General features: G+C 34.5%; 20 protein-coding genes and 1 pseudogene. 9 read left to right on the forward strand and 12 right to left on the reverse strand.

Annotated features, from left to right (window positions below; translation table 11 throughout):
• Positions 1 to 182 precede the first annotated feature (182 nt).
• Genes tnpC through tnpA form a run of 3 tightly spaced genes read right to left on the reverse strand, consistent with a single transcriptional unit; the run spans position 183 to position 2,372 of the window.
• Positions 183 to 1,700, reverse strand: a complete 1,518-nt coding sequence (gene tnpC, locus BCF58_RS04710; RefSeq protein WP_121460624.1) for an IS66 family transposase — start codon at positions 1,698 to 1,700, stop codon at positions 183 to 185.
• A 49-nt stretch (positions 1,701 to 1,749) separates the two neighbouring features.
• The gene (gene tnpB / locus BCF58_RS04715; protein WP_121460625.1) at positions 1,750 to 2,088 is read right to left on the reverse strand and encodes an IS66 family insertion sequence element accessory protein TnpB; all 339 of its coding nucleotides are present in this window, start codon (positions 2,086 to 2,088) and stop codon (positions 1,750 to 1,752) included.
• Positions 2,088 to 2,372, reverse strand: coding sequence for an IS66 family insertion sequence element accessory protein TnpA (gene tnpA, locus BCF58_RS04720; RefSeq protein ID WP_228434734.1), 285 nt, complete (start codon positions 2,370 to 2,372; stop codon positions 2,088 to 2,090). The genes tnpB and tnpA overlap by 1 nt, the downstream gene beginning before the upstream one ends.
• A gap of 85 nt (positions 2,373 to 2,457) precedes the next feature.
• Here tnpA and BCF58_RS04725 point away from each other — a divergent pair, with 85 nt between their 5' ends.
• Entirely contained in the window at positions 2,458 to 2,712 is a 255-nt protein-coding gene (locus BCF58_RS04725) for an IS110 family transposase (RefSeq protein ID WP_121460626.1), read from the forward strand.
• A 128-nt stretch (positions 2,713 to 2,840) separates the two neighbouring features.
• Here the strand turns inward: BCF58_RS04725 and BCF58_RS04730 are convergent, their stop codons facing one another.
• The 7 genes and pseudogenes from BCF58_RS04730 to BCF58_RS04770 form a co-directional block, all read right to left on the reverse strand.
• Positions 2,841 to 3,056 (reverse strand): hypothetical protein, encoded by a 216-nt coding sequence (locus BCF58_RS04730; protein WP_121460627.1) that lies wholly within the window; start codon positions 3,054 to 3,056, stop codon positions 2,841 to 2,843.
• 279 nt (positions 3,057 to 3,335) lie between these two features.
• Complete coding sequence (locus tag BCF58_RS04735; RefSeq protein WP_121460628.1) at positions 3,336 to 4,307, reverse strand: helix-turn-helix domain-containing protein; 972 nt, start codon at positions 4,305 to 4,307, stop codon at positions 3,336 to 3,338.
• A gap of 309 nt (positions 4,308 to 4,616) precedes the next feature.
• Positions 4,617 to 5,742: pseudogene (locus BCF58_RS04740) on the reverse strand (IS481 family transposase).
• 61 nt (positions 5,743 to 5,803) lie between these two features.
• On the reverse strand, positions 5,804 to 6,676 hold the full coding sequence (locus BCF58_RS04745) for a helix-turn-helix domain-containing protein (protein ID WP_121460629.1): 873 nt from the start codon (positions 6,674 to 6,676) through the stop codon (positions 5,804 to 5,806).
• Between the two features lie 871 nt (positions 6,677 to 7,547).
• The gene (locus BCF58_RS04760) at positions 7,548 to 7,982 is read right to left on the reverse strand and encodes a transposase (RefSeq protein ID WP_121460632.1); all 435 of its coding nucleotides are present in this window, start codon (positions 7,980 to 7,982) and stop codon (positions 7,548 to 7,550) included.
• 9 nt (positions 7,983 to 7,991) lie between these two features.
• Complete coding sequence (locus tag BCF58_RS04765; RefSeq protein ID WP_121460633.1) at positions 7,992 to 8,531, reverse strand: hypothetical protein; 540 nt, start codon at positions 8,529 to 8,531, stop codon at positions 7,992 to 7,994.
• Positions 8,532 to 8,549: 18 nt separating this feature from the next.
• The gene (locus BCF58_RS04770; protein WP_121460634.1) at positions 8,550 to 11,912 is read right to left on the reverse strand and encodes an RCC1 domain-containing protein; all 3,363 of its coding nucleotides are present in this window, start codon (positions 11,910 to 11,912) and stop codon (positions 8,550 to 8,552) included.
• Positions 11,913 to 12,358: 446 nt separating this feature from the next.
• Between BCF58_RS04770 and BCF58_RS04775 the strand changes: the two genes are divergently transcribed.
• Together BCF58_RS04775 and BCF58_RS04780 are read left to right on the forward strand one after the other, a co-directional pair.
• Complete coding sequence (locus tag BCF58_RS04775; protein WP_170148970.1) at positions 12,359 to 13,309, forward strand: helix-turn-helix domain-containing protein; 951 nt, start codon at positions 12,359 to 12,361, stop codon at positions 13,307 to 13,309.
• A gap of 393 nt (positions 13,310 to 13,702) precedes the next feature.
• A complete protein-coding gene (locus tag BCF58_RS04780) occupies positions 13,703 to 14,146 on the forward strand; it encodes a hypothetical protein (RefSeq protein WP_228434735.1) in 444 nt (147 codons plus the stop codon).
• A gap of 174 nt (positions 14,147 to 14,320) precedes the next feature.
• Here BCF58_RS04780 and BCF58_RS04785 read toward each other — a convergent pair whose 3' ends face one another.
• Together BCF58_RS04785 and BCF58_RS04790 are read right to left on the reverse strand one after the other, a co-directional pair.
• Entirely contained in the window at positions 14,321 to 14,752 is a 432-nt protein-coding gene (locus BCF58_RS04785) for a DUF1896 family protein (RefSeq protein ID WP_121460637.1), read from the reverse strand.
• A gap of 168 nt (positions 14,753 to 14,920) precedes the next feature.
• The gene (locus BCF58_RS04790; RefSeq protein ID WP_121460638.1) at positions 14,921 to 15,151 is read right to left on the reverse strand and encodes a hypothetical protein; all 231 of its coding nucleotides are present in this window, start codon (positions 15,149 to 15,151) and stop codon (positions 14,921 to 14,923) included.
• A 576-nt stretch (positions 15,152 to 15,727) separates the two neighbouring features.
• On the opposite strand from BCF58_RS04790, the gene BCF58_RS04795 reads away from it, so the two are divergent.
• The 6 genes from BCF58_RS04795 (at position 15,728) to BCF58_RS04820 (ending at position 25,608) form a co-directional block, all read left to right on the forward strand.
• Positions 15,728 to 17,140, forward strand: coding sequence for a helix-turn-helix domain-containing protein (locus BCF58_RS04795; RefSeq protein WP_170148971.1), 1,413 nt, complete (start codon positions 15,728 to 15,730; stop codon positions 17,138 to 17,140).
• 85 nt (positions 17,141 to 17,225) lie between these two features.
• Positions 17,226 to 17,819: an RNA polymerase sigma factor gene (locus BCF58_RS04800; RefSeq protein WP_121460640.1), complete on the forward strand. Its 594-nt coding sequence runs from the start codon at positions 17,226 to 17,228 to the stop codon at positions 17,817 to 17,819.
• Positions 17,820 to 17,918: 99 nt separating this feature from the next.
• Positions 17,919 to 19,085 (forward strand): FecR family protein, encoded by a 1,167-nt coding sequence (locus tag BCF58_RS04805; protein ID WP_121460641.1) that lies wholly within the window; start codon positions 17,919 to 17,921, stop codon positions 19,083 to 19,085.
• A 129-nt stretch (positions 19,086 to 19,214) separates the two neighbouring features.
• A complete protein-coding gene (locus BCF58_RS04810) occupies positions 19,215 to 22,784 on the forward strand; it encodes a SusC/RagA family TonB-linked outer membrane protein (protein ID WP_121460642.1) in 3,570 nt (1,189 codons plus the stop codon).
• Between the two features lie 16 nt (positions 22,785 to 22,800).
• Positions 22,801 to 24,177 (forward strand): RagB/SusD family nutrient uptake outer membrane protein, encoded by a 1,377-nt coding sequence (locus BCF58_RS04815; RefSeq protein ID WP_170148972.1) that lies wholly within the window; start codon positions 22,801 to 22,803, stop codon positions 24,175 to 24,177.
• 24 nt (positions 24,178 to 24,201) lie between these two features.
• Positions 24,202 to 25,608, forward strand: a complete 1,407-nt coding sequence (locus BCF58_RS04820; protein ID WP_121460644.1) for a TlpA family protein disulfide reductase — start codon at positions 24,202 to 24,204, stop codon at positions 25,606 to 25,608.
• The last annotated feature ends 28 nt before the right edge of the window (positions 25,609 to 25,636 follow it).

Raw genomic sequence — 25,636 nt, forward strand, 5'->3', positions numbered from 1 at the left:
CGTACATTTGAATAAATAAGAAAGCGCATGGAATAAAGCCGATGAACTGTTGGTATAAATACCGTCTGACACGTTCTGCTCCCATGCGTTTTTACATCTAAAAACTGAATAGTTAGGTAGGCTAAGAGCCTGTGTATGCGACGATATTTTATTGGATGTGTAATTTGTATCCGCCCGACGAACTACATGTCAGTTGATTTTTTGAAGTTCTGTGGGTAAAGCTCTTTTATATTCTTGTGGTTTATTGACGCTATATTCATTAGCGTATGTTTTAACCACAGAAAAGGGTTCACCTCATGCTTTTTGCAGATAGCGAAAAATGAGTAGATCATTGCCGATCGCTGTGCTGCCTCATGACTTCCTGCGAACAGCCAATTTTTGCGTCCCAGGGCAACTGGGCGAATGGCATTCTCGATAAGGTTATTGTTAATCTGCAGATTTCCATCGCGCAAATATTCCGACAGCATGTCCCAACGGGTGTATGCATAGGCCATAGCCTTTCCTATCTGGCTTTTGGGCAATGTGTTTTTTATCTCCCGGAATATCCATTTACCCATGTCGTTGATGATCGGAAGTGACTCTTTGAGCCGTAGCTCCCGGATCATATCAGGTGATAACTTTTCTTCTTTGGCTTTCCGGTCAACTTTGTAAAGATCCTGTATCATCAGTAGCGCCTTTTTGGCTCTTTCCGGGTCATTCTGCAGGCCTTTCTCAAACTCACGGCGTGCGTGTGCCCAGCAGGCCAGATGGGTGATGTCTTTCTTTTTTCCAAATTTTTCGTAGGCGGCATATCCATCCGTCTGCAGATATCCCTTAAAGTTATCCAGCATGGGTGTAGGTACATGACCACCACGGGAAGGGTTATAATCGAACAGCACCGTTTTATCCAAAGGCGAGTGGTAGACCCAATAATAGCCCTGATGGGCAGCTCCTTTTTTATCACTGTCCAATACTTTTATTGGGGTCTCATCAACCTGCAAATAGCCCTGAGCTTTGGTGTCAAAGACCAGCTGTTCATACAATGGTTCGAGTTTTTCCAGTGCCTGTCTGGTCCATCCTTCGATGGTTGAGGATGGGATCTGTATGTTTTCCCTTGCGAAGATCTGTTTTTGTCGGTATAGGGGAAGATGGTCCTGATATTTACCCACCAGTATCATCGCCAGTAAGCTCGGACCTGCAATTCCTTTATCGATGACCCGTTCAGGTAGTTCGGCAATGGATACGCCATCTCTGTTTTTAGCCGCATATTTATAACGGATGTAACGTTTGATATAGAATTTGGCTGGCTCGCACTCCAGCTCCTCGGTAATCTCCTGGCCGATGCACACCATTTCAGACAGATCACCCTCTGGGTGGATCTCGATCTCTTCTACAGGAAGGTGGGCAGGTAATTTAGCGCGTCCTTTATGGTTTGGACGCTGACGAACATACTCGATTTTCTCTTTGATCAGTTCGAGCTGTTGCTCTGCTTCTGCAGGTTCTGCGTGGAAAGGCAGGAAAGTCTGGTTGGGGTCACCTTCGAAGCGCTCACGCTTCTGGCCGAACTGCATGCGTTGAAGCATCTCCACTTGAGCTTTCAGGTAATCACGTTCCTGTGAAAGGATATCACGCTCCTGATGGAGGAGTTCATTCTCTTTGGACATACTGGAAACCATTTTCAGAAGGTCTTCTTTAGAGAGATTTTCCAGTGCTGTTTCCATACCGTAAAGATACTCAAAAGATACCTTTATTCCTATTTTAAGTCCATTTTTAAGGCAAAGAGAAACGTCTTTTTTGAATACTTTTTACCACCTGTATCCCTTCAACCATCAATACCAGATTGCTCCAGGACAATTCTCCATTTTTTGCGTTCGGCGGCATGAAGGTGCCGCTCTCCAGACGCTTATAATAAAGTACAAAGCTTCCTTTTTCCCAGTGCAGCAGCTTCATATGTGTACGGCTACGGTTCAAAAATACGAAAACCTCACCGCTGGTAGCCTGACGCTGCATCCCTGAACCGATCAGTCCGCAGAGCCCGTCGAATGATTTTCGCATGTCGCAAAAGCCATCATAAAGATAAAAATGGTGCGAGGATCCCAGGGCAAACATCAGTAAAGACGGATCAGCTGTGATAAAAGGGCAAGATCATTTTCAGTCTTTATACGCACACCATTGGGATAAATAATCTCAACATCGCTCTTTCCCCGCGCCTTATCAATTGTTATAAAGCTGCCGCCGCCTGTGTGATTTTCTTTACTGCGAGAAAACCAATAATAAAAGGTCGCTTCATTGATCCCATTTTCCATACAGTAAGCTTTCTTACTTTTTCCGCTCTGCTGCAAGTCTGCTATCATAGACAGCATACGCTCACGTTTTTCTTGAATGTTATTCATAGCAACAAAGCTAACAACCGTGGTAATCTAAGTCAATATGTACTTGGTAGGACGGATACTGTAATTTTTATTCAATCCTAAGGTTATGAAATTTATTGGAATCGACATTTCAAAAAGTACATTTGTAGCAGCTTACCCCCAGTTAAAAGGTTACCAAACCCAAACGTACACGAATGACTTAAAGGGGGTAAAGAAGTTCATTAGCTCTTTTTCCGATGCGGATCACCAATGTGTGCTGGAGGCTACGGGAAACTACGGTACCTTATTGCTTTATGCTCTGCGTGTAGAATCCTGTAAAATTGACCATTCCAATCCTGCGAAAGTGACTAAAACCAAATAAAATAAGAGCTGTTTTCATAGTCTATTCCTGATATTGCTAGGCAATAAACTCCTGATCAAATTCCAAAAAGTCTTCGTGAAGCCCCGCAAACTGTTTTCCAGAGGTTTCTGATCCTCGGTCGTGAGTCATTAACAACAGCTATCATTACTTTCATAATCGGGATTGCCCTCGTCAAACGTGCCGAGCAGATTATATAACATTCCCTTTCCATATGCTGAAAGGAACTGGTTCAATTTCTCCGCGCCTATAGCCTGGGAAATTTCTTCAAAAATATAGTAGGTATCCTGATTAAATTCAAGGGCTGCATCGGTATTTCCTTCTACATCGGAGGCTGACTGGTACATTGATTTCAGGATCATAAAACGTGCCTATTGGGTATCATCGGTGAATTCGTTCCATGCCCAGCTTAAGGCTTTGTAGCTCCTGAGCCGGACATACGGGCAACCAATGTTTCCAACTATTGCTGTTGTTTTTCATTCAGTTTGGAAAATTCAAAACTTTAGCGTTTCTACTCTCTGATGATATTTTCAAATTAGTTCTTGGGAGTACCTTTCAAGTTCTTCCTTATGAGTATATTTTCTGTTCTTGCCCAAAGATAGCAACAACATAAATTTTATATTTCTTCAAGGCGAATTTTGATTATAGTAATATTTTTCAATATATTCACTTGGAGACAAACCTTTCTCTTTTTTGAATGCTCTATTAAATGTTGCTTGACTTTTAAATCCTGCTTCAGTATATATAGCTCTTAGTGTATATTTCTCATGATCACCTTTTTCTATTTGCTGAATAACCTGATCTATTCTAAAACTGTTTATGGAATCATTGAAATTTTTGCTGCCAATATTATTTAAAACCTTTGAAATATAACTGGTACTAGTCCCTAAATCTTCAGCTAAAATTGTTTGATTGAAGTCAGGATTTTGCCAAGGTTTATTTTGCTCAAAATAATCAGCAATTTTGTTAAACAAAAAAATATCCTTTGAACTGCAATTATATTCGTTTTTATAAAAAATTGGTGTTGAAGTATTTTGTTTAATTTCATTCTGTTGAAAAGATGTACTTGCTTTTAGGAAGTATAAATTAATCATTACTCCAATAAAAAAATGAATTATTGTTTCTGAAAAAAAATACTGGTTACATTCTTTAGAAATTACATCCTTTAGCAAGCTTATACTATATAAATCGTAAATTAAGACAGAGAAAATAGTGAATGCGCAAGATAATATAGCAATTATAATGGTTTTTCTCCAACATATTAAATGACTTATTACTAATAAAAACAATATAGAATGTAAAAAATAATAGGGATTGTAAGGATACAATATGAATTGAAGGATAAAAACCGATATAAAAGATAATAAATAAGCTATCCTAAATTTATCTGGAAAACCTGAATTAATTTTTTTTGATATAAAAAAAATTCCAGGGATCAAAAAAAATATGGTTAGTTCAATAAGAGCAACTTCAATATAATTAAAAAAAATGCTAGTAATAAAATAAATTATATGAATGCTGATTATAAACCCAAGTAAAGCTTGATAAGACTTAGTATTTTCTATAGTTTCAGCTGATATGTCACCTACTTTAATCATATGTCAATTATAAAAAGTAATAAAGGTTTTGATTCAATGATATTAATTCAGGAATACATAAAATGCAATCTGAATTTTATTTTTGTATATCCCTTATTATTTCTTAATAATAACAGGTTTCGCATATGATTTGGTGTTTGAAATTATTACTTTTTAAGTTGTTTTTAGTTATAAATTCCCGAAAAAAAATGGTACAAGAGAAAAAAAAGAAAATGATCTAAAATTCATGTAATATTTTGTTTTCAAAAGGAGTATATCAAATGCTATTTATTTGTAATAGCCACTACTTGATCTGACAGTTGGGTGTTCTTAAAAATTGTCAGGTTGCCTATTCGAATATAGTGATGTTTCTTCAAAATCTAAAGATGTGACTTGTTGCTTATTCTCCTGTATTGGATAAGTAACAAGTTGATCTTCTTTTAGTGTCTCCAGCATCTTTTGTTTTGCCAAATGAATTGTATCGTCGAAGGTCTGCATAGGTGTCTTCCCAAAGCAATACTTTCCAGTGTGGGTACGATCCTGATTATAGTATGCCATCCAACGATCTAGATCATTCTGGAGCTCCTGAATGCTACGATATACCTTCTTTCTGAATGCAACTGCATAAAACTCATCTTGAATAGTACGATGGAAACGTTCACAAATACCATTTGTTTGGGGGCTTTTTGCTTTGGTTTTCGTGTGATCTATATCTTCGATTGCTAAATAGAGCTGATACTCATGCTGATCTCTTACACCACAGTATTCTGTTCCGCGGTCCTTAACAATCTTATGTCATGTTGCTCGAAAAATGGTACCACTTGGTCGTTTAATATATCTGCGGCAACTAATGCATTCTTGCGATCATACAGTTTTGTAAAAGCGACTTATCTATGAAAGTTTGCTGATATATATGCCCGACTCCTTTAATATTTCCAACATAATAAGTGTCCTGAGCTCCTAAATATCCAGGATGATACGTTTCTATTTCGCCGTGTGCCTTTTTTTCTTCTTTAGCTTTCTCCAGTGCTATAAGCTGGGCTTCCGTCAAAACAATACCTTCCTGTGCCGATTTTGCTTCTAAAGCCTTTAATCGAAGCTTAAAAGTTTGCAAATCATGACGCATCCATATGCTCCGAACTCCTCCAGGTGATATCAATATCCCTTGCTTTTTTAACTCATTAGATACCCGTAATTGGCCTAAAGCAGGTTGGTCTATGGCTAAATCCACAACAGCTTTTTCAATATGTTCTTCTACTCGGTTCTTTAACACTGGCTTTCTTCTAGAAAGTTCCTGAAGTGCAAGTTCGCCTCCTTGATCATACAATTCTTTGAATCTATAAAAGCTGTCTCTGGAATAGCCCATTACTTTACAGGCTCTTGATACATTTCCTAAATGCTGGGCAAGTTCTAAAACACCCAGTTTGTTCTTGATGATTTTTTCTTGTGTTGTCATAACTCTAATCTATTTTACAGTTGTTAATTTATCGCAACTGTCAGATTAAGTCTTGACTACTTCAATTTATTTGAAACATTTTTTGAAATTGGGATGGAGTCAGGCCTGTTTTTAATTTGAAAAATTTTGTAAAATTAGAAATCTCCTTGAATCCCAATGAGAACGCAATTTCACTAATCGTATTTTCTCTGAATACTAAATTTCTTTTAATTTCCATAACTAAACTATCTGTGACAAATTTTTTTGGAGTAATTTTTTCATTTTTATTAAACGCTTGTTCTAAGGTTCGCAGACTCACATGCAATTGATCCGTATAAAATTGTAAAGGAAGTTGATAGTTTATATTTTTATTCACTAAAGATTTGAATTTTGAAACTAATACTTTATCAGGGGTTGTAATCAGCATCTTGTTTTGCGGCTGATATAACTCTTCTGCTATAAGAAGTATATTGAAAAGATAATTATTAAGAATAGATGTTTGTATCTCATTATGTGGCCGATTCAATCCTTCATTGATAAAGTTAAAAATAGACAGTAATTCGTTTAATTTATTTCCAACATTAAAATATGAAAGTTGTAAGGGATCATTAAAAAGATTGGTCTGTCCCAGAAATTGAGTCTGTACCTTATTTCTACAAAAGAATTCTTCAGTAAAAATAAGCACTTTACCATTATATTCGATGGGATGGTAGAACTGTGCAATTTGGTTGGGAGAAATAAATAAGATATTATTTTCTTCTATATCAAAAGTGGTAAAATCCACAGAATGTTTGCCTTTTCCTTTATAGAATAGATGTATGGCAAAGAAGCTTACTTTGTGCGGCTGTAGAAGTTCATTAGGCCTTAATTCTACCAGGTCCTTTATTTCCTTCGTATTAATAAACTGTTGATTATGATCTGAAAACAAAAACGGTTCGGTTATTAGTTTATTCATACTTCTATATGATTATATGTAATACAAAAAACATTTCTTCTGGAATTTCAACATTTGATTTAGCTCTTTAACGAAAGACTTTTTCTTTAGTTTCACAAATAGAAATCCCTACTTGAGCTTTAATTGATAAGTTTTCAATTATATGACTATATAGTTATCTCCCATAAATAAAATGTAACTAAATTTAAGCTTATTTTATCAAAATAAATTAATATAGATAATTTTAACTATTAAAAAATTAATTTCATAAAGCTTCATAATAAAGAGACTTTTCAGTTTACTATAATCATTTGATTCCAGTAATGCTTCATCAAGGACTAGAGAATCGTCGTTTGTGGAAAACTTTATATTCAATGACCTGCACCTTTTCCCTTGAAGCATTCAGAACAGCAAAGTTCTCCTGAGTTATGTTAGAGATACTAACTATAAAAAGCCACCCTAAAGGTAGCTTTATGTTATTTATTAAAGGCAATATAAAACCTAAAACAATCTAAAGTAGTACCATTAGGCATTACTTTTTTATAGTTACTTTGCGTTTTTTATTAAATTATCCAACTTTTTCCACCTAGTAACTGTATTCCTACTTAATTTAAAATGTCTTGCCAATTGAATATTATTAAGATTGTTTCTTTGTTGATACTCTAAAATATATTGGATTACGTGTTTACTATAAGAACGAAATTTTTGATTATGATCAGTTTTTAGCCGGTTGTTTGCTCCGAATATTCTTTCATTGATAAAAATAACATCTAACTCAGAAAAGTGTTTTTTTTTCAATATAAATTCAAATTCCTTTAGTCTTTCTGGGTATTTTTTTTCGAGAATGTGAATGAAAATCTTTTTATAATCAGGTATATTCTTCAAAGTTGTCTTATTGGTTATCATGTATGTTATATTTTTTTATCCATTTGTATAAGGTAGTCTTAGGAATTTTATATTCATTTATTATTTCCACTATAGTTTTTTCATCATTCCTTATTAGCTCAAGTAGAAATTCTATAATTTCAATAGTGTAAATATTTTTTTTAAATTTTGGCATTTCTGAAATTGCACCATGCTTATTGTTTAGTTTCAATTTAGCAGGTGGAGCATACAATATGAGATGTTGCGAATAGAGCCTGAAAAAGTCATATTCTAACAATTTGCTCCATCTCAATAACATGTTTGAATCAAGCGATTTTTGAAGAAACATGCTATTGATTTCTTCTTCCGTAGCATTTAAAAAATTGGAAGCTCTGCTGATAGATATATTTACTTCTTTCCACCTTTTTAATATGAACTCTCCAATATGGATATCTTTATACATTTTAACGCTTTAATCGGTATATGTCCAAAAAGCCCAAACGTTTCCGTTAAATACGGCTAACTGTTTCTTAGTAGTGTCATAAACAATCATACCCGGTGAAGGATTGATAATATTAAGATGCGGTGAAGCTACCTTGGGTAAGACCATTGCTTTATTGGAAGATTCCAATACCAAGATGCCAGGGGCAGAAGAAGCATTTGCTCCAATAATGGTTTTTGCTGTAACGTTATCGTTCAGTGAATTTTGCAGAGATGTATCTACAATACCTGTGTTGTCGATACTCAGGTCTGTCCAAATACTTGAGCTTCCTCCTTTCAGAAATTTCACTTTTTTATCGGAAGTATCAAAAACAATTGTTCCCGGAACAGCCCCGGCGGTGTTAGAAATCCCCATTATCCACGGTAAAAGTAGGCCTTTTGGCTGTGAGCCGAATTCTAAAAGCACTGATGTACTTGATAATTGCTGATTAGTGTCTTTATTTATAATCACCTGTGAATTGCAAAAAGCAAAACCCAATAAAGTGATAGAAGTCAAAATATATTTTTTCATTTAATGGGTGTTTATTGATTAGTTGTCTGGGCAAGTTTGTTTGTCAAAACATTTCCACCCTGTATTTGTGGGTGTTACAGTATCTACCACATAAATTCTTAAGCAATTAAGTGTGGTGTCATAAATCATCATTCCCTCCACCGGATTTGTAATTGCAGTTACAGGGTCAGCAACCCTTGTTGGTACAAATCCTTTTGTTTTGGCTTCCAGTGCAATATGAGCTCCTTTTCTTACCATCGGCCAATTGCTATTATCAGAGCCAGCTCTTCCTAAAGCAGTAATTCCAAAATTGGTGTTCAAAGTAGTTCCGCTGGTGGAAGTATTGGCAGGTTTGTAGCAGTAACACGTTTCGCTTCCCGGCTCTCCTGATGCGTAGTTAGATACAATCACAGGGTTTGATGCAGGAGGATTTGGACAGCTTCCTTCGTAGAAAGCGTAATATGTACCTGGCCCTACAGCCAAAGGATTTGTAACTTGTGTACCTGAATCTCTAGTTGATGTGGTATACCAAGCTAGCGTTTCGCCGGTAGGAACGGTTCCTAAATGTGCATTATTAAGGTTTGCTGTTGATCCTGAACAAATTTTTAAATTTTGTACCGGAGGTGTTGTGTTTGCACCACATAAATTAATCGGAGGTGTATTTACAAAATTATAGGTAGATTCATATGCATCCACTGATGTGCCGTCTCCCATACTTCCTTGATAACGATGTCCCACATATCCATATCTTGAGGTACATTTTTTTATAAGCATACTTGTGTGCCCCCCGGTTTCTACTCCAAGAAATATGTCGTTAGCATTTAAACCACCAGGCATATAAATAGGATTATATCCGGTATCTACCGTACCCGCGCCAAGCATATTATCAGCGTTATAGCCCCATGCATAGAGCTTGGAAGTAGTAGTCAAGGCATTTACAGCTGCATAAGAGTTATCGTGCTCCTGAGGGCTGAACCAAACAATGGCATCCATATTTTCAGTGGCAGATTTCTTCACTCTTACCCAACTTGTTCTTTCTGTAGTTGTAAAGTCTCCTAATTGGTTCCTTCCATTTTTCCCCAAGCTATATAATTCTCCTGCTTTTGATAAAACATAATAACTTACACCGGCAGTTCCGGTCCCAATTTCCTGTGTCTGAATAGACATCCCAATTTGTTTTGGAGTAATTCCTGTTGGAAGTATCATTTCAGTCGCATAAGTTCTATTTGCAGATGTAGTTCCGTCTCCCAAATAAGTTCCGGTTCCCCAAGTATATATTTTCCCTGCAGCAGTAAGAGCCACCATAGCATTTGCGGTACCTCTCATAGCAACGACATCCGGCAGAAAATCGGTAGTTCCTGCTCCGGTCTTTACACGGTGCCATACAATATTGTTGGCACTGCTTACTGATGCACCATCACCATATTTAGCACCTCCAAATGAAAGTATCCAAGCCTGACCATCGCAGGTTACCAATCCTAATGTTTGATAGGAACCAAAAAGCATTTTTACATCCGAAGGAGATACCCCTGACGGAAGACCATCCGCTTTTGTGCCTGTAACACCAAAAGTTCCGATGCTTACTGCTCCAAAAGCTTGGGTATTTTTAATAGTAGACGAAAGTAGTACATTTGTTGCTCCCCAAGCATACAAGCCTGATGTGGTCAATACTGCGAATTGAGCTGTGTTTCCTGTATTCGAGGCCAAAGCAATTTTTAATGGAGTTCCTGTATAGTTATACCCATTTGCAGGTATAACTTCTCGAGGGGACAGCACTGCTGTACCATCTGGTGCTGCTGCAAACTCACCCCATACCTTCACCTTACCATCAGCTTCTTTAATAATAGTAGAATGATATGCTGAGATAATATTATCATATTCCAACGTGTTGGGATCACCAGCATTTATAAAAGTATTGCCATTGCATCCATTCACACAATAATTGGCATTACTGTTCTGTATGGTAACTGGATAAGAAAACGAATTAATACGACCGCAAGGATCGGTAGCTTTTATGGTAATAAGTCCTTTTTTTGTAGCAACACCTGTAGGTAGATGTTCCGCTGTATATACAGTTGCAGAAGTATTGAAACTTGAGAACGAGCCACTAAGCCCATTTTGTGTCCATTGATAGGTTACAGCAGTATTTCCATATCCGGTAGCGGTAACATTCAATGATAAAGTTTGCCCTTCAGTTATTACAATATCATTAGCTTGTGAAATTACTTCCGTAAATTGTGGTAATTTGTTGGATGAAGCATCAAAAACAAAATTTAAAAATGCCCGGATAGCAGCTACATTACTACTTCCTGTTCCATCCCAACTGTGTCCAGCTTCATACATGATAACTCCGTTAGAAGAATCTCCATATGCATATCCATACAAAAGTTCGTAAGCAGTTGGAGATACGGAAGCATCAGAAACTGCAATTTTAGTTCCGGAACGCCATGTTTGACCGTTTGCGGGAGTATAACCAGGCCCAGACCCTCCATCAAGAACTGTGGCTACCGTTCCCATAAACTGCATGGGCGAATCATTAGGATAAGATAGCTGCCAATTGCTAACCGTGCCACTAGGAGATCTTAAAGCCAAAGATGGAGTTGTTCCGGAAGCTGTTGTAAGAAAATTGGTTCTCTGTGTGACATCAGCAGGATTATACATATTTTCTATACCATCATTACTTGCTGGTGCATGACAGCCTGACCAAAGCCAACCACTGTTTCCGTTTGGGTTTGAAGTACTTTTTGCCCGTACCCATTCATAAAGCCTTCCATGTGTGGACCACTTTGGATCTGCATGTGGTAAAACAAATAAGTCGTGACAAGGAGTCAATACACTCGGCAATGCTGTTTGTCTCGCCGTTAGAGGTATTTTTGCTCGTGTAAGGTAATCATCTGTTATATCTCCATTATCTGTATCGAAAGTCCATTTGGTAAATGACGTAAGCATTTTATATATTGGCACATTGACATTGGTTAAAGCTGTATATTTTATTACCTCAGTGTCATAATTAGCTGCATTTAATGCCGCCTGTACATTCGGGAGTGAAACATATTGCTTTTCTATAATAAAAGTCCCACCTCGAAAATTATTTCCATCTACCGTAAAATCAATTCCGTCTTTCGGTTTTGTAGGACTGATTGACCAAATTACAGGTATATTCTGGTTCACCACCAGGTCATAGACCAATCCGTATGGATTAAGACCATTTTCTACTGTTTGTGGGGTAGCCCCCATATTGATGATAACGGAACCTGCTGGAATTTGACGTGTTGCGGTAGAAGCACTTAGTTGCCCAGAAATGGTAATTGATCCACTTAAAATGCAAACAAAAATAAATATTGTTTTTTTTGAGAGTATATGTAAATACTTATTTAATTCGAGAATAATGTTTTGGTTCATTCTTGTGCGTTTTTTAATAAATACATGATTAATACAAAAGATTACTGAAAACTTGTAAAGTGTCCAGTTAATCTTTATTTTATTGAAAAAATTTCCGATTTCGAATAAAAGCACGGGAGTTTTAATGAATCTAAAACACATGCTATAGTTTGAAAATTATAGTGAAATTTTTCATCGAAATTTTGATTAGTGTTTTTTTATAATTGATGCAACAAATGTCTAGATATTTATCAAATAATACTTTACAGTTGTTAAATTAATTTATAAATACATTGTTGATTTTTTACTTAGATATTTGATTTTCAGTGAATTAATTTTTATATTTTTAAAAATTTGATTTTAATGTTTTATAATTTGATAGTATTTATCAAAAAATGATTTGTGAACAAATTAGAATTTCACTTACTATGTTGTGGAATATCTTAATTTCGAAAAAAAAGACAAAGATGCCTAATAAGACACAATATGCTTATGTCAATTGCTTAATGATTTACACACTTTTATTTTATATCACATTCATAGTTACTGTTTTTTTATTCGGATTTTCTCAAGTGGGATATTTTTTTAGTGTTATGCTGTTAATTGAAGCGATAATATTTTTCCTAATTGTGAACACTAATTATGACTATTACAAATTAGTGATTCGAGGCGCTGTAATTAAAAGTGCGATGATTGTATGTTATATTTTTATAATTTGGAAATTTGATCCATATTTTGCGTTTCAATTAATCTTAGTTCCTTTAGTTACTGCTAATCTTGTTCCTTTAAAAAAAAATTTAATCATTACAATCTTAACTCTCTCTACAACTATAATTATTTCATTGATCAATGAGATAATGGCTATTGACCTGTTTAAATATACTATTAGCAGTAATCATCAAAATATATTCTTCATTGAAACCGTTTTTTTTATTAGTTGTTTTGTATATATTAATATATATTTTACAAATAAATTTCATGAGAAAATTTTGGTGAAAAAATTATCTGAGATCCAACTTGAAAATAATTTAGATTTGTCATTAGATGTTAACCAAAATATTTCAGATAAAGAATTTGAGCTCTTTGCGAAAATCGTCAGCTTTGTAGAGAAAAAAAAAGTATGGCAAGATCCAGATTTTACTCTTACTAAACTTTCAAAAAGTATTGAGTCCAATAGTTTTTATGTTTCCAGAACAATTAATAAAATATCAAACAAAAGTTTTAATCAGTTTATCAACGAATACAGAATTAAACAAGTAATACAAGCACTTAAAGATGAACAACATAAGCGATTTACAATAAAAACCTTATATATAGACGCAGGATTTAAAAACCAGGCTACTTTCAACAGGGTATTTAGAAATGAAGTAGGGATGTCACCAAAAGAGTTTATACTAAATAATTCAAAGTCCGATTAAGCGCAAACTCCTTTTTTATTCCAATATGATTACTTAATTTTTAAACATTTAAAATAAACTTTTGAGCTTGTATTTAGTTCCAATGGATTATCATAGATATTATACTTTCTTAAAGGGTTAATTAAATCTTTACCATCATTTTATAAAAAGTAAAGATCTTCAATCACAATCGACCAGTACTTTTTAGTTACTTCACGTTGACTTTCACTTTTTAAATGATCAACGTGAATCGAAATTGTGGTCTTATCCTTATTTTTAGAAGGAATAAATCTGATCTGTAAATGGGCACTTTCTTCAAAATCTTTGTGTTTCCAGGAAATCAGAATAGTAAAACAACATTTAATTTTAGATGTTAATATTTAAGTATTTTGTATAATAAACAATAAAACGATAATGTATAAACAAGAGGAATTTCAGAAATGGATAATACTAATCGAAGATAAGATGAATACTTTTACTGAAGAGTTTGCCAAAAGTTATTGTCTGGGACTTGACTATAGCATTCGCTCTTTAGATGAATTAGAAAATTGGATTATCAGTACATATCTGACCATTAAAGATCTGAGGGATGATCCCAAAATGCTCGACTTACTGACCATCTATATCGGAGAAACATTTAGAAAATATATCGGTGGGAAATGGGTAATGGATACAGAAGATCAGCAAAATGCCTACTACATGATGCCGACCCTTACAAGTCCCGATTATACAGGTGAAGTTTATAAATCCCCACGAACATTTGCAACAGCTTCAATTCCGAGAAAAAAAGGAAATTATATCAGCACTATACTTAAGAACTGTATGTTAGATATGTCAATTCCTATCGAGGAACAATAAATTGTTTGCTGTTTTTTCTATCTTTTTTAAATTAAATTCATTTCTATATAAATCGAATAAGATTCTATTTATAACTGTGGGGATTTTAAATACATTACAAATTTGGTCCAGTTTCAAAATACTTAATGGACCTCATTATTTTTTATCTACTTTATAGGACGGATCTTAATTATATTATAATCCGTTTTCTTCAATCCATCTTTTTATAAATTCTTTGATATCAATATATAAATTATCGTAATCATAAGTGTAGATAAAATCATCAGTGAGATCATAATTATCAAAAATACAATTAAGATTTTTAACCATTTTTAGTGCAAATGTCGTGTATTCTTCATCGAGCATTAATTCACTAAATTCTTGTTTTAGGACTTCGCAAACAGTTTCAAACTTTGAGAAATAAAAACCCTCAAATAATATCCTTTCAGCTATTTGATTGGATGTCTCCTCATCATTCCCTGAAAGCAGTGCATTCTTTTTAGTAAAAACAGCTAATGTAGCCTTCGAGCGAATAAAATTAAAATCTGTTTTTAACTCTGGAAAACTTATTTTTAAATGCTCTGCAAGCTTTGTTTGATAGCTGTTTATTTCTTCCCTGTGATCCATATTTAAATAGCTTTTATTAAAATAAAGCTATATATCAATGGCATCCGATTTTTTGTCCGTCCTTTATTGTCTGGAGATGTCACTTTTAGGCTTTGAGAACATGATATCTTTTATTTTAAAACCGTCTCCGCTCTACATTGCGCACTGTAGAAGCGATGACGATAAAAATCATTTTCTGATCTTCCATGGGTCGAGATCCTTAATGGGAGGATCAGACTTAATGGTGTCAGAAGAACTTATTACATCCGAATGATTGGATTTAATACTGTCATTCCTTTTTTCATTTAGCCTTTGGTAGGGCTCATAAACCTCTACAGGAGTTTCCATATCCTCCGATTGACAGGATAACAAGCTGGTTATTCCGGAAAGAATGGAGATAATTGAGATAATCTTTTTCATGTTGTAATCAATTTTAAAAATTATCCCGGCCGGGTTCTTTAGAATTCTGGAATTGAAATTATATCTCTTATTTGCATTAAAAAATCAATGGTTGTATCATTTTAGATAGTGATACGTACCATTATATAAATTGGTACAACTTTAATAAATTGAGGCTCAGCGGTATATTGGGTTCATGCGTAAAGGGCATTAGTTACTCACTATAATGGGAATTTATGTAACTTTATATATAACAAACTAACCTATCCTATGAAAACCTCACCTAAACCTTATAGCATTCTGCTATTCATTTTGCTATTTCATGCAGTGAGCTCCGAGTTAAGAGGGCAGTACAGTGAATTTTATCAGATCAGGAAAAGATATGAAGACAGAAAAGAGAATGATACGAGTGCACTTCCATTAGTTCAGATTTCTATTGAAAAAGCCAAAAGAGAAAAGAATTATCATGAGTTATACAATGGATATAAATTTTCAGGCTATTTTTCAGAATCAAAAAATTCAAAGCTCATCTATGCAGATAGTGCTATTGAAGCCGCTTTCTTATCTAAAGATGAAGCACTGATAAGTAGAGCTTACATGGGAAAAGGAATTGTATATTATTATAGTTTTAAAAAGTATAAACAGGCGTTGGATCAATATCTCAAGGCTTATGAGTACTCAAAGAAAACGAAAGATCAATACCAGCAAAATAAATTACAATATCACATTGGGGTTGTTAAAAGTTACATTGGCTTTTATGATGATGCACTTGATAATTTATATCCCTCTAAAAACTACTTTTATAATGAATCGTTAAAAAAAGATATCCATCCGAATATTTTGTTTGGGATTAAAAGGGGGTATTTTAACAGCCTTCATCAAATATTGGTATGTTACAGAAATCTCAGAGATTATAAGAGAATTGACTCATTACTAGCTTTAGCGGTTAATGATCAAAATTTGAAGGATAATTATACTCTTGAATACGGTTATTTTCTTAAAGAAAAAGGAATAAATGAATTTCATAAAGCAGATTTTAGAAGTAGTATTACTTCGCTAAACCAGTCTTTAATTCCGATAAAAAAAGCAAAGGATTTTGCATGGGAAAGTGTATGTTATGCTTATTTAGGAAAATCCTATTTGAGGTTGAATAATGAGAAAAAAGCCATCGAGTATTTTACTAAAGTAGATTCTATTTTTCAAAAAGAAGAATTTATGATACCAGAAGTCAGAGACTCCTACGAGTGTTTGATCCAATATTATAAAACCAGAGGCGAGGCTAAAAGTCAACTTTATTATACCGGGCAGCTGGTCAAAGCAGACAATATATTAAATCGGAAATTTCCCTATTTATCATCTAAAATATTTAGAGAATATGATACCAGCAAATTGAACGAAACACACCACCAAGAAAAGAAAACGCTTCAAAGAGAAAAAGTAATTTTTATTGGTGGAACCATTTTTTTGCTTGTTATATTTTTGCACAGGTATTGGAAAGAACAAAATCTTCAAAAGAATTACAGGTTATTAGAAGAGCGGATTTTGAACAAGAATGTTAAATCAAATAAAACTCAGGATAGACAAGATAATCCTTATTCCCTAGAAATTGAAAAAGAAATTTTAGATGATTTATTAAAAAAACTGGAAGATTTTGAAAAGAAAAACAAGTTTTTAGAAAGTGGTATAACGTTATATAAACTTGCTTCAAAATTCCAGACTAACTCTACTTATCTTTCACAGGTAATCAACGAGTACAAAGGTTCAAATTTTAAAAAATATATCGGGGAATTGAGAATCGAATATATCACCCAAAAGCTGTATAATGATAAAAAGTACCTCAGTTATACAATAGAAGGACTAGCAGAAGAGTGCGGAATTGCTTCAAGACCCAATTTTTCCAATCTTTTTCAGGAATATAATGGGATAAGGCCCAGGGATTTCATTAAAAAACGAATGGAAGACTTGAAAAATAAAGAAAATCTTGAAGAAGGAGCAATCAGTTGCGAGTAAGTAGGGATATGGAGCATATTAAAGATTTTTTGATATTAATATTAAATGATAATTTCTAACTTTATATCGGTTAACCAATGAAGTAATGAAGCCTTTTAAAGGAATCGATGATGAGGATGTGCTTAAAGAGTTGCGCAAAGGGAGTGATTTGGCATTTGAATGTATATATCGCCATTTCCAACCGTCGCTTATTTTCTTTGCCAGAAGGTTACTAATTAATTTCGATATTGGTGAATCTGAGGAAATTGTGCAAGATGTTTTTTTAAAACTGTATGATAAAAGAAAAAGCTTTGATTCCCTTTCTAAGGTTAAAGCTTTTTTATACCTTTCTACTAAAAATTCCTGCCTTAATAAAATAGAAAAAGAAAAGGTTCAACGTAAAAGGTTTGATCTCTATATTGAAACTTTTTCCGAGGAGGATGAAAGTTTCATTACTTCAGAAATCATTTATGCAGAGGTGGTTCGTGAGGTCGGGTTGGCTATAGAGGAACTACCGGAAAAATGCCGGATAATTATTAGGGAATTTTTGGATGGGAATAAAAACGCTAAAGAAATTGCTGAAAAATTAAATATTACGGTAAGTACCGTCAATAATCAAAAAGCCCGCGGAATACTTCTTTTAAAGCAGAAATTAAGCAGATCCGGAACTGCATTTTTACTGTTTAATCTATTGATGTAATAAGTTTCAATTTATAAGGCATCAAAGTAAATTTCATTTTTTTTCAATTTTCTTTAGAGATCGAGAACCTTTTCCTGTTTGTATACAAAACAGGAGCTCATGAAACGCACTCAGATAGATCAGGAATTAAAAATAATCGAAATTCTCAAAAAGCATATTAAGGCTACTCCGTTAAGTGTTGAGGAACATGGTATTTTGAAAAATTGGTTGGAAGAAAGCGAATCCAATCAAAAATTATTTAAAAATCTTGGAAACGAAGAGTCGCTGGCGGAGTCCATTAAGATGCTGTATAATACCAATACTGAAAATCTACTAAAAAAGTTCCAACAGCGAGTACGGCTCAAAAGACTCAGGAAGCAAAAAAAGAATAGAATAAAATGGCTATCTGCTGCAGCTTGTCTCATCGCTGTTCTTTCTATAGGTTATTATATCGCCGCAATCCGTTATAAGGGAGATCAAACTTTGAATATTACTAGCCAATTTGGTGACGAAGCCCTTCCAGGTTCTAACCGTGCTATTTTAACATTATCTAACGGAAAGGCCGTTAGCTTAAATGATCATAACAAAGGGATCTCAAATCAAGCCGGAAAGATATTTTATGAAGGGGGAGAAGAACTGCTATCCTTAGAAGATGCCCAAATTGGTGTTTTAAAAACACCTAATGGAGGGCAGTACAAAATTACGCTTGAAGATGGAACCAAAGTATGGTTAAATGCTTCTTCATCTTTAGAATATCCTATAAAATTCCAAGGCAACTCAAGAGAAGTCAGAATTTCCGGTGAAGCCTATTTTGAAGTTGCCCATAACAAGGACAAACCATTTATTGTTTCTTCCAAAGGGCAAAAGGTCAAAGTCTTAGGAACTTCTTTTAATGTTCGTAATTATGACGGAATGGAACAAACCACTCTTTTGACGGGAAGAGTTTCTATAACTTCTGAAATTGGAAATAAACAAATTCAATTAATCCCCGGACAGCAATCAATAGTTTTCAATGGAAAGTCACAGGTGAGAAATGTAGATGTCAGCGATTTTAGTTCCTGGAAAGATGGATTTTTTGCTGGAAGTTCCATGAGCCTGCAATATTTGACTAAAGATATTGAGAGATGGTACGATGTCCAATTTGTTTATCCTCAAAATTTTAATAATTCGGAAAAAGCTTACCTCCATCTTAACCGCAATGAGAAGCTTTCCTCCGTCCTGAAAGCATTAGAAAAAACGTACGGGGTATCATTCCGTATCAAAGGAAAGGAGGTAATCGTTCAATAAAAATTAGTTTCAGTTTATGTTTATGCCCAATGCTTAAAGATGCCGTCCCGGCTGGAACCCGGGACGGCGGCAGCGGGTTTCTAAAAGAGTTTACTTACTAGATTTCATAACCCAACCGTTAACAAAAATATGAATAATACCATTAACAACAATGGTAGTTTTATCTCTTTTCAACAAAAGAAAAATGATAAAATTCCAATGATAACCAAATGGAGGGTGATGCTTTTAAGAGCATTATTCCTTTGTTTGCTCATATTCCTTTATAGCCTCAGTATGGGGCAAAAAATCAGTTTAGAACTTTCTTCCGCATCCTTTAAATCAACAATTCAACAAATTCAAAAGCAATCAGGATATTCTTTTTCTATCAATGACAGGCATATGAGAATTTCAAAGCCTGTCAACATTTCAGCTAAGAATCAGGATATATTAGAGGTTTTACCTGTGATATTTAATCAACAACCGTTTGGATATAGTGTTGATGGAAAAATTGTGATTTCCATTGACCGTAAAAATAATTTGGGTAAGGAAAAGGAAAAAGTAAACCCCTCCGGTTTCCGGCAGCCTGCTTTTAGGGGAAAAGTAGTCAACGAAAGGGGAGAGCCTCTTCCCGGAGCGACTATTAGAATTAAGAAAACCGGGGAGCAGTTTTCCACAGATTCAGAAGGAAATTTTGAAATTCCAATCCAATTTAGAAATGAAGAATTGCAAATTTCTTACATTGGATATTCAAGCCTTGAAAAAATTGGTGAAGATGCGACCCATACTGTTTTGGTTCCTCTACAAAACACATTAGGAATAGCGGAGGTGGTTTCAACGGGTTACCAAACAATTCCAAAAGAAAGGGCGACAGGTTCTTTTGCCATTGTCGATAACAAACTGTTTAATATGAGGGTAAGTCCAAATCTAATAGACCGTTTGGAAGGAAATGTACCGGGATTGATCTTCCATAAAAATACCTCTTCAAGCACTGAAAATGGCGTAGATATCAATATTCGGGGACACTCAACATTATTTGCCAGTGACCAGCCACTTATTATTTTGGATAATTTCCCTTACGATGGAGATCTACGTAGAATTAATCCCAATGATATTGAAAACATTACTGTACTAAAAGATGCTGCTGCCACTTCAATTTGGGGAGCTAAATCAGGTAATGGTGTTATTGTAATAACGACCAAAAAAGGAAAAAGAAATCAAAAGCCAAATATCGAGTTAAATTCGAATGTGACAATTGGAGCTAAACCAGATGTCTATTACAATAAAAACTTTATCAATGCTGATGATTTCATCAATATAGAACAGGAATTATTTGACAGAGGATTTTATAATAATGATCTGGCAAGTTTAAGTATGCCTGTTATTTCTCCTGTGGTAGATATTTTGGATAAAAAGAAAAGGAACATAATCTCAAGTAGTGAAGCAGAAAAAGCAATCTCAGAATTAAGAAATGTAGATGTGCGAAAAGAGATTGAAAAATATTTCTATCAAAAATCAGTGAATCAACAGTATTCAGTAAATATAAAGGGAGGTGGTGATAATATTGATTATTTTGTCTCACTAGGTGCTGATCATAATAGATCAAATTTGGTTGGCAATACAGATTCCAGATATACAGTAAATGTGAAGACCAATATTAACCTTACGAAAAGGTTATTAGCTTCCATTAACTATATGTTTGTACAGTCAGGTTCAAAGCAAAATTATACACTTGGAAATCTATCACCCTATTCTAAGTCCGTTTATCCTTATATGAAGCTTTCCGATGAAAATGGGGGACACCTAGCCACCATAAAAGAATTCAATACGAATTATATTGATACAGCAGGAGGGGGTAAATTCTATGATTGGCAGTACCGACCATTGGATGAACTAGGTTATGCTAATGATAAGAGTCGTTCAACAGACAATTTGGTGAATTTGAGTTTGAAATATGATTTTTCAAAATCACTTTCCGCAGAAATCAAATATCAGTTTGGAAAATCAACCTCTCAAAGTAAGGGTTATTCAAGTGAACAGACTTATTCTACTAGAACCTTAATAAATAAATTCACCTATTTTGATGAATCAGGTAATCCAGTTTATCCTGTACCAAAAGGAGGGATGCTTGACCAGACCTACTCAACGCTAACAACAAAAAATCTGAGGGCACAGATTAATTATAATAAATCTTGGAATGTTCATGAACTTACAGCCATTGCAGGAGCAGAAATTAACGACGTTGTAAAGGAAAGTGACTTTAATACTTATTATGGATATGACCTGAATACAGGAAGTTTTACAACGCCGGATTTTGTAACGAATTTTGAAACGAATCCGTCTTCATCCTCCCTGATACCTTATTATCCTAAAATAACAAAGTTCACCGATCATTTCATTTCTTATTTTTCCAATGCGGCTTACACCTATGATGGAAAATATACTTTTTCCGTCAGTGGTCGAATTGATAAATCCAATCTTTTTGGCGTCAATACTAATCAAAAAGGCGTGCCGCTATATTCAATTGGTGGAAGCTGGAATTTAAGTAAAGAATCCTTTTATCATCTTGATTGGATTCCTTATTTGAGATTAAGAACAACGTATGGGTATAGTGGTAATGTGGATAAAAATGTAACCGCTGTAACGACCATACGGCAATTAAACAATTATTATTATTCAAGAACTCCATATGCTCAGGTGGTTAATCCGGGAAATCCTGATCTTCGCTGGGAAAAAATAAAAACGGTGAATTTTGGAGTTGATTATGCTTCAAAAAACAATCGAATTTCCGGCAGCATTGAATATTTCATTAAAACAGGGTTGGACCTTTTTGGAGATATGCCTCTAGCGGGTTCAACAGGATGGCCTAATTTCAGAGGAAATTATGCAAGGACAAAAGGAAGAGGATGGGATGTTGTACTTAATACAAAAAACATAGTTACTACGAACTTTGAATGGAATACACAGCTTCAACTAAGTAAAGCCCAAGATTTCGTAACCAAGTATGATGTCAAAGAAGCTGATTTAAACTATCTTACGTATGGTTCTGGAAATTTTGGGGCAATTATGCCGCTTGAAGGAAAACCATTATTCGCTATTTATGCATTCAAGTCCGGACCTTTGACCCACGATACTGGTGATCCGCAAGGATTTTTAGATGGAAAACTTACCACTGACTATTCTTCTATTTTTAATAAAACTCCGTTAGACAGCATGGTATATGCAGGTCCATCAAGACCAACCGTATTCGGGTCTTTAAGAAATACTTTAACCTTTAAAAGGTTTTCATTGTCCTTTAATATTCTCTATAAGTTTAACTACTATTTCCGTAGGAACTCAATTTTTTATTCAAGTTTATTCAATTCTTGGAATGGTCATGAGGATTTTTCAGACCGATGGCAAAAACCTGGTGATGAAAATGTAACAAATATCCCATCAATCCAATACCCGCCAATGAATACTTTCCGTGAAGGCTTCTATGCTAATTCGGAATCATTAGTAACTAAGGGAGATCATATACGGCTTCAGGACATTATGCTAAGCTATGATATAGATAAATCCGCTGAAAGCCGTCTTCCATTCGCTCATCTTCAATTGTATTGTTATATCAATAATATAGGAATAATTTGGCGGTCAAATAAGCAGGGATTAGATCCAGATTTATTTGGTAATGGACTTCCTCAACCTAGGTCGATAGCACTGGGTTTAAGAGCCAATTTTTAATTCTTAAGCTATGATTATGAAAAAATACATATTAAATAACAGAAAGTTCATAATATTATTCTTGTTAAATGCCCTTGTCGGTTGCACAAAACAGGACGAATTTTTAGATGCCAAACCTAATCAGGCTTTGACCGTACCAACCTCACTCAATGATTTTGCATTATTACTCAATAATGAGGTGGTATTCAATGCATATTCTCAACCTGCTCTCGGTACACTGCATTCCGATGAAGTCAATGTTACGACAGCCAATTTTAACAATCAAGCGAGTGCAATAAGTCAAAATGCATTTACTTTTCAGTCTGACGTTTTTAAAGGGTCTACCTATTTCCACGAATGGAATCAACCTTATAATCAGGTTTTTATTGCAAATATTGTGTTGGACGGTCTAGCTAAACTGAAAGATCAGAATACCAATTTAAGTCTCTATAATGAGGTAAAAGGTACTGCGTTGTTTTATAGGGCATTTGCCTTTTATAATTTGGTACAAACTTTCGCCCTTCCCTATGACCCTGCTAATGCAAAGTCGGATCTAGGTATACCTCTTCGGCTTAGCCCTGTTCTTACCGATAAAGTACAACGAGCTTCAGTTGAAGTGACCTATGAGCGTATTATTAATGATCTCAAAGAAACATATACTTTGTTACCCAATACAACAATTTCGCCTCGGAAGCCATCAAAGGCTGCCGTAAATGCTATGTTAAGCAGGGTTTACTTTGCTATGGGAGATTACCCAAATGCATTATTATATGCGGAAAAATGTCTTGCTACAAATAAAAAATTAACCGATTATAACACGATAGTTCCTAGACGGAATAATCTTAGTCAGAATTTTTTGGATGAAGTAATATACACCAGTTGTATGATTAATTATGGATCTATTTACAATCCGGATTCGACCATATATAAATCATATAATATAAATGACCTACGAAAAAACCATTTTTTTAGAGCATCATCTGTGGATGGCAGTTTAGTATTTAGGGGCACATACGATGTAAACGGAGATAAATTCTGTGGTTTGGCAACTGATGAAATATACTTAATAAGGGCGGAATGTTTTGCTAGGACAGGAAAAACAAAGGAAGCAATGGGTGATCTCAACCTCTTATTAAAGAATAGATTTAAAACCGGAACATTTGCACCCGTTAATGCACCTGATGCTGAACAGGCGCTAAAGTTGATCCTTGAAGAAAGGAAAAAGGAACTACTCTTTAGGGGAATAAGATGGACGGATTTAAGAAGGCTCAATAGAGAGGAGCGTTTTAAGAAAACTGTTGTGCATATCGTCAATGGAAAAACGTACACCCTCCAGCCTGGTAGTTTATTGTATGCTATATCAATTCCAGAACAGGAAATTCAATTAAATGGGATTCAACAGAATCCGAGATAGGAAGTATTTTGAAAAAAGATTAAAATGAAAAAATTTATTATAGTTATTGTCCTTAATACCTTAGCATTGTTATCATTTGCCCAGCAAGATTCCATTATAATTTCTGGAAGTTTCCAACATTTACGAAGTGAAGATTCTATTATACTGGAGGTAAAAAAATATTATGATGTAGGTGATAAAAATAGTGAAGAGGTTATAATCGTAAAACCAAAGGCAGGTTCCTTTAGTTTTAAAATCGCAGGTCAAAATCACCCACAATTTATAAACCTTATAATGCCTGGTGGATATCAGGATATAATAGCTAACAATTTATCTTTGTATGGTTATTTGGTAGAAAATGGTGATCAAATTTACTACTCGGATAAATATAAAGATAGATTTATAGGTCCCGGATCAGAGAAATGGAAAATCTTAACAAGATTGAGGTCTATTGATGTACCATATGAAAAGCAGAGACGACAAGTAAAGGACAGTGATTTAAAGAGTCTTTTTAATGTTTACGATTCATCATACATTGCGAAGTTGGAATATATATCTGAAAATGAAAAAATGCTATCCCATAATGTATATACATTGATGAAAGCCGATATTGTTTCTTCAAATATAATCGGCAAGCAGTTTTATATCAGGCAAATTGAAAGAAGTAATCCCGCTGCTTTAAACGAGCTTGCAAAAAGTTCCATTACCGATTCGTTGTTCAATTCTTTAGCGAATGATACATCAATGTTTTACTCAATTGATTTTATAGGAGCTGTTATATCAAACTATCATACTAAACAGAGCCTTAGCAACAGAATATTTGATGTAAAAGACTGTTATAATTTTTTGTTAAACACATACCCTTCCAATCTTGGTGAAAGAGCTATTGTATCATTATTTCTTCGCTATATGCAAAGGAATAACATCACGCCTTTGTTAAAAGATGCCGTTTCAAAAGTTAAGGACCGAAATCTTAATACTATCATTCTACGGTTAGTATCTGGACGTGGCGAAGGTTCGGAAGCTTATAATTTTCAGTTGCCGGATGCAAAAGGGAAGATAGTTAGGCTGTCTGACTTTAAGGGGAAAACAGTTGTGCTGGATTTTTGGTATACTGGATGTATTGGCTGTGCAGCGCTTGCACCTTATATGAAAAAAATTGAAGAGAAATTTCAGGGAAAAGACGTTGTATTTATTACAATTTCTGTGGATAAGAACAAGGATAAATGGTTGAAAAGCTTAAAACAAAAGATCTATTCATCTTCTTATACGATAGATTTAAATACTGAAAGTGAAAGTAAGAATCATCCGGTAATAAAAAATTATATGATCCGTTCATATCCAACACTAATTACAATAGATAAAGATGGTAAGATAATGCGTCAAGTTGAGGATCCAAGAGGAGATAATGGCGGTGATTTGATTTCTTTATTAAATTTTTCACTTCAATAAAATAAATACATTGGGTGTCTTTTTTAAA

The sequence above is a fragment of the Chryseobacterium defluvii genome (genome assembly GCF_003634775.1).
In the GTDB taxonomy this organism is placed as follows: domain Bacteria; phylum Bacteroidota; class Bacteroidia; order Flavobacteriales; family Weeksellaceae; genus Chryseobacterium; species Chryseobacterium defluvii.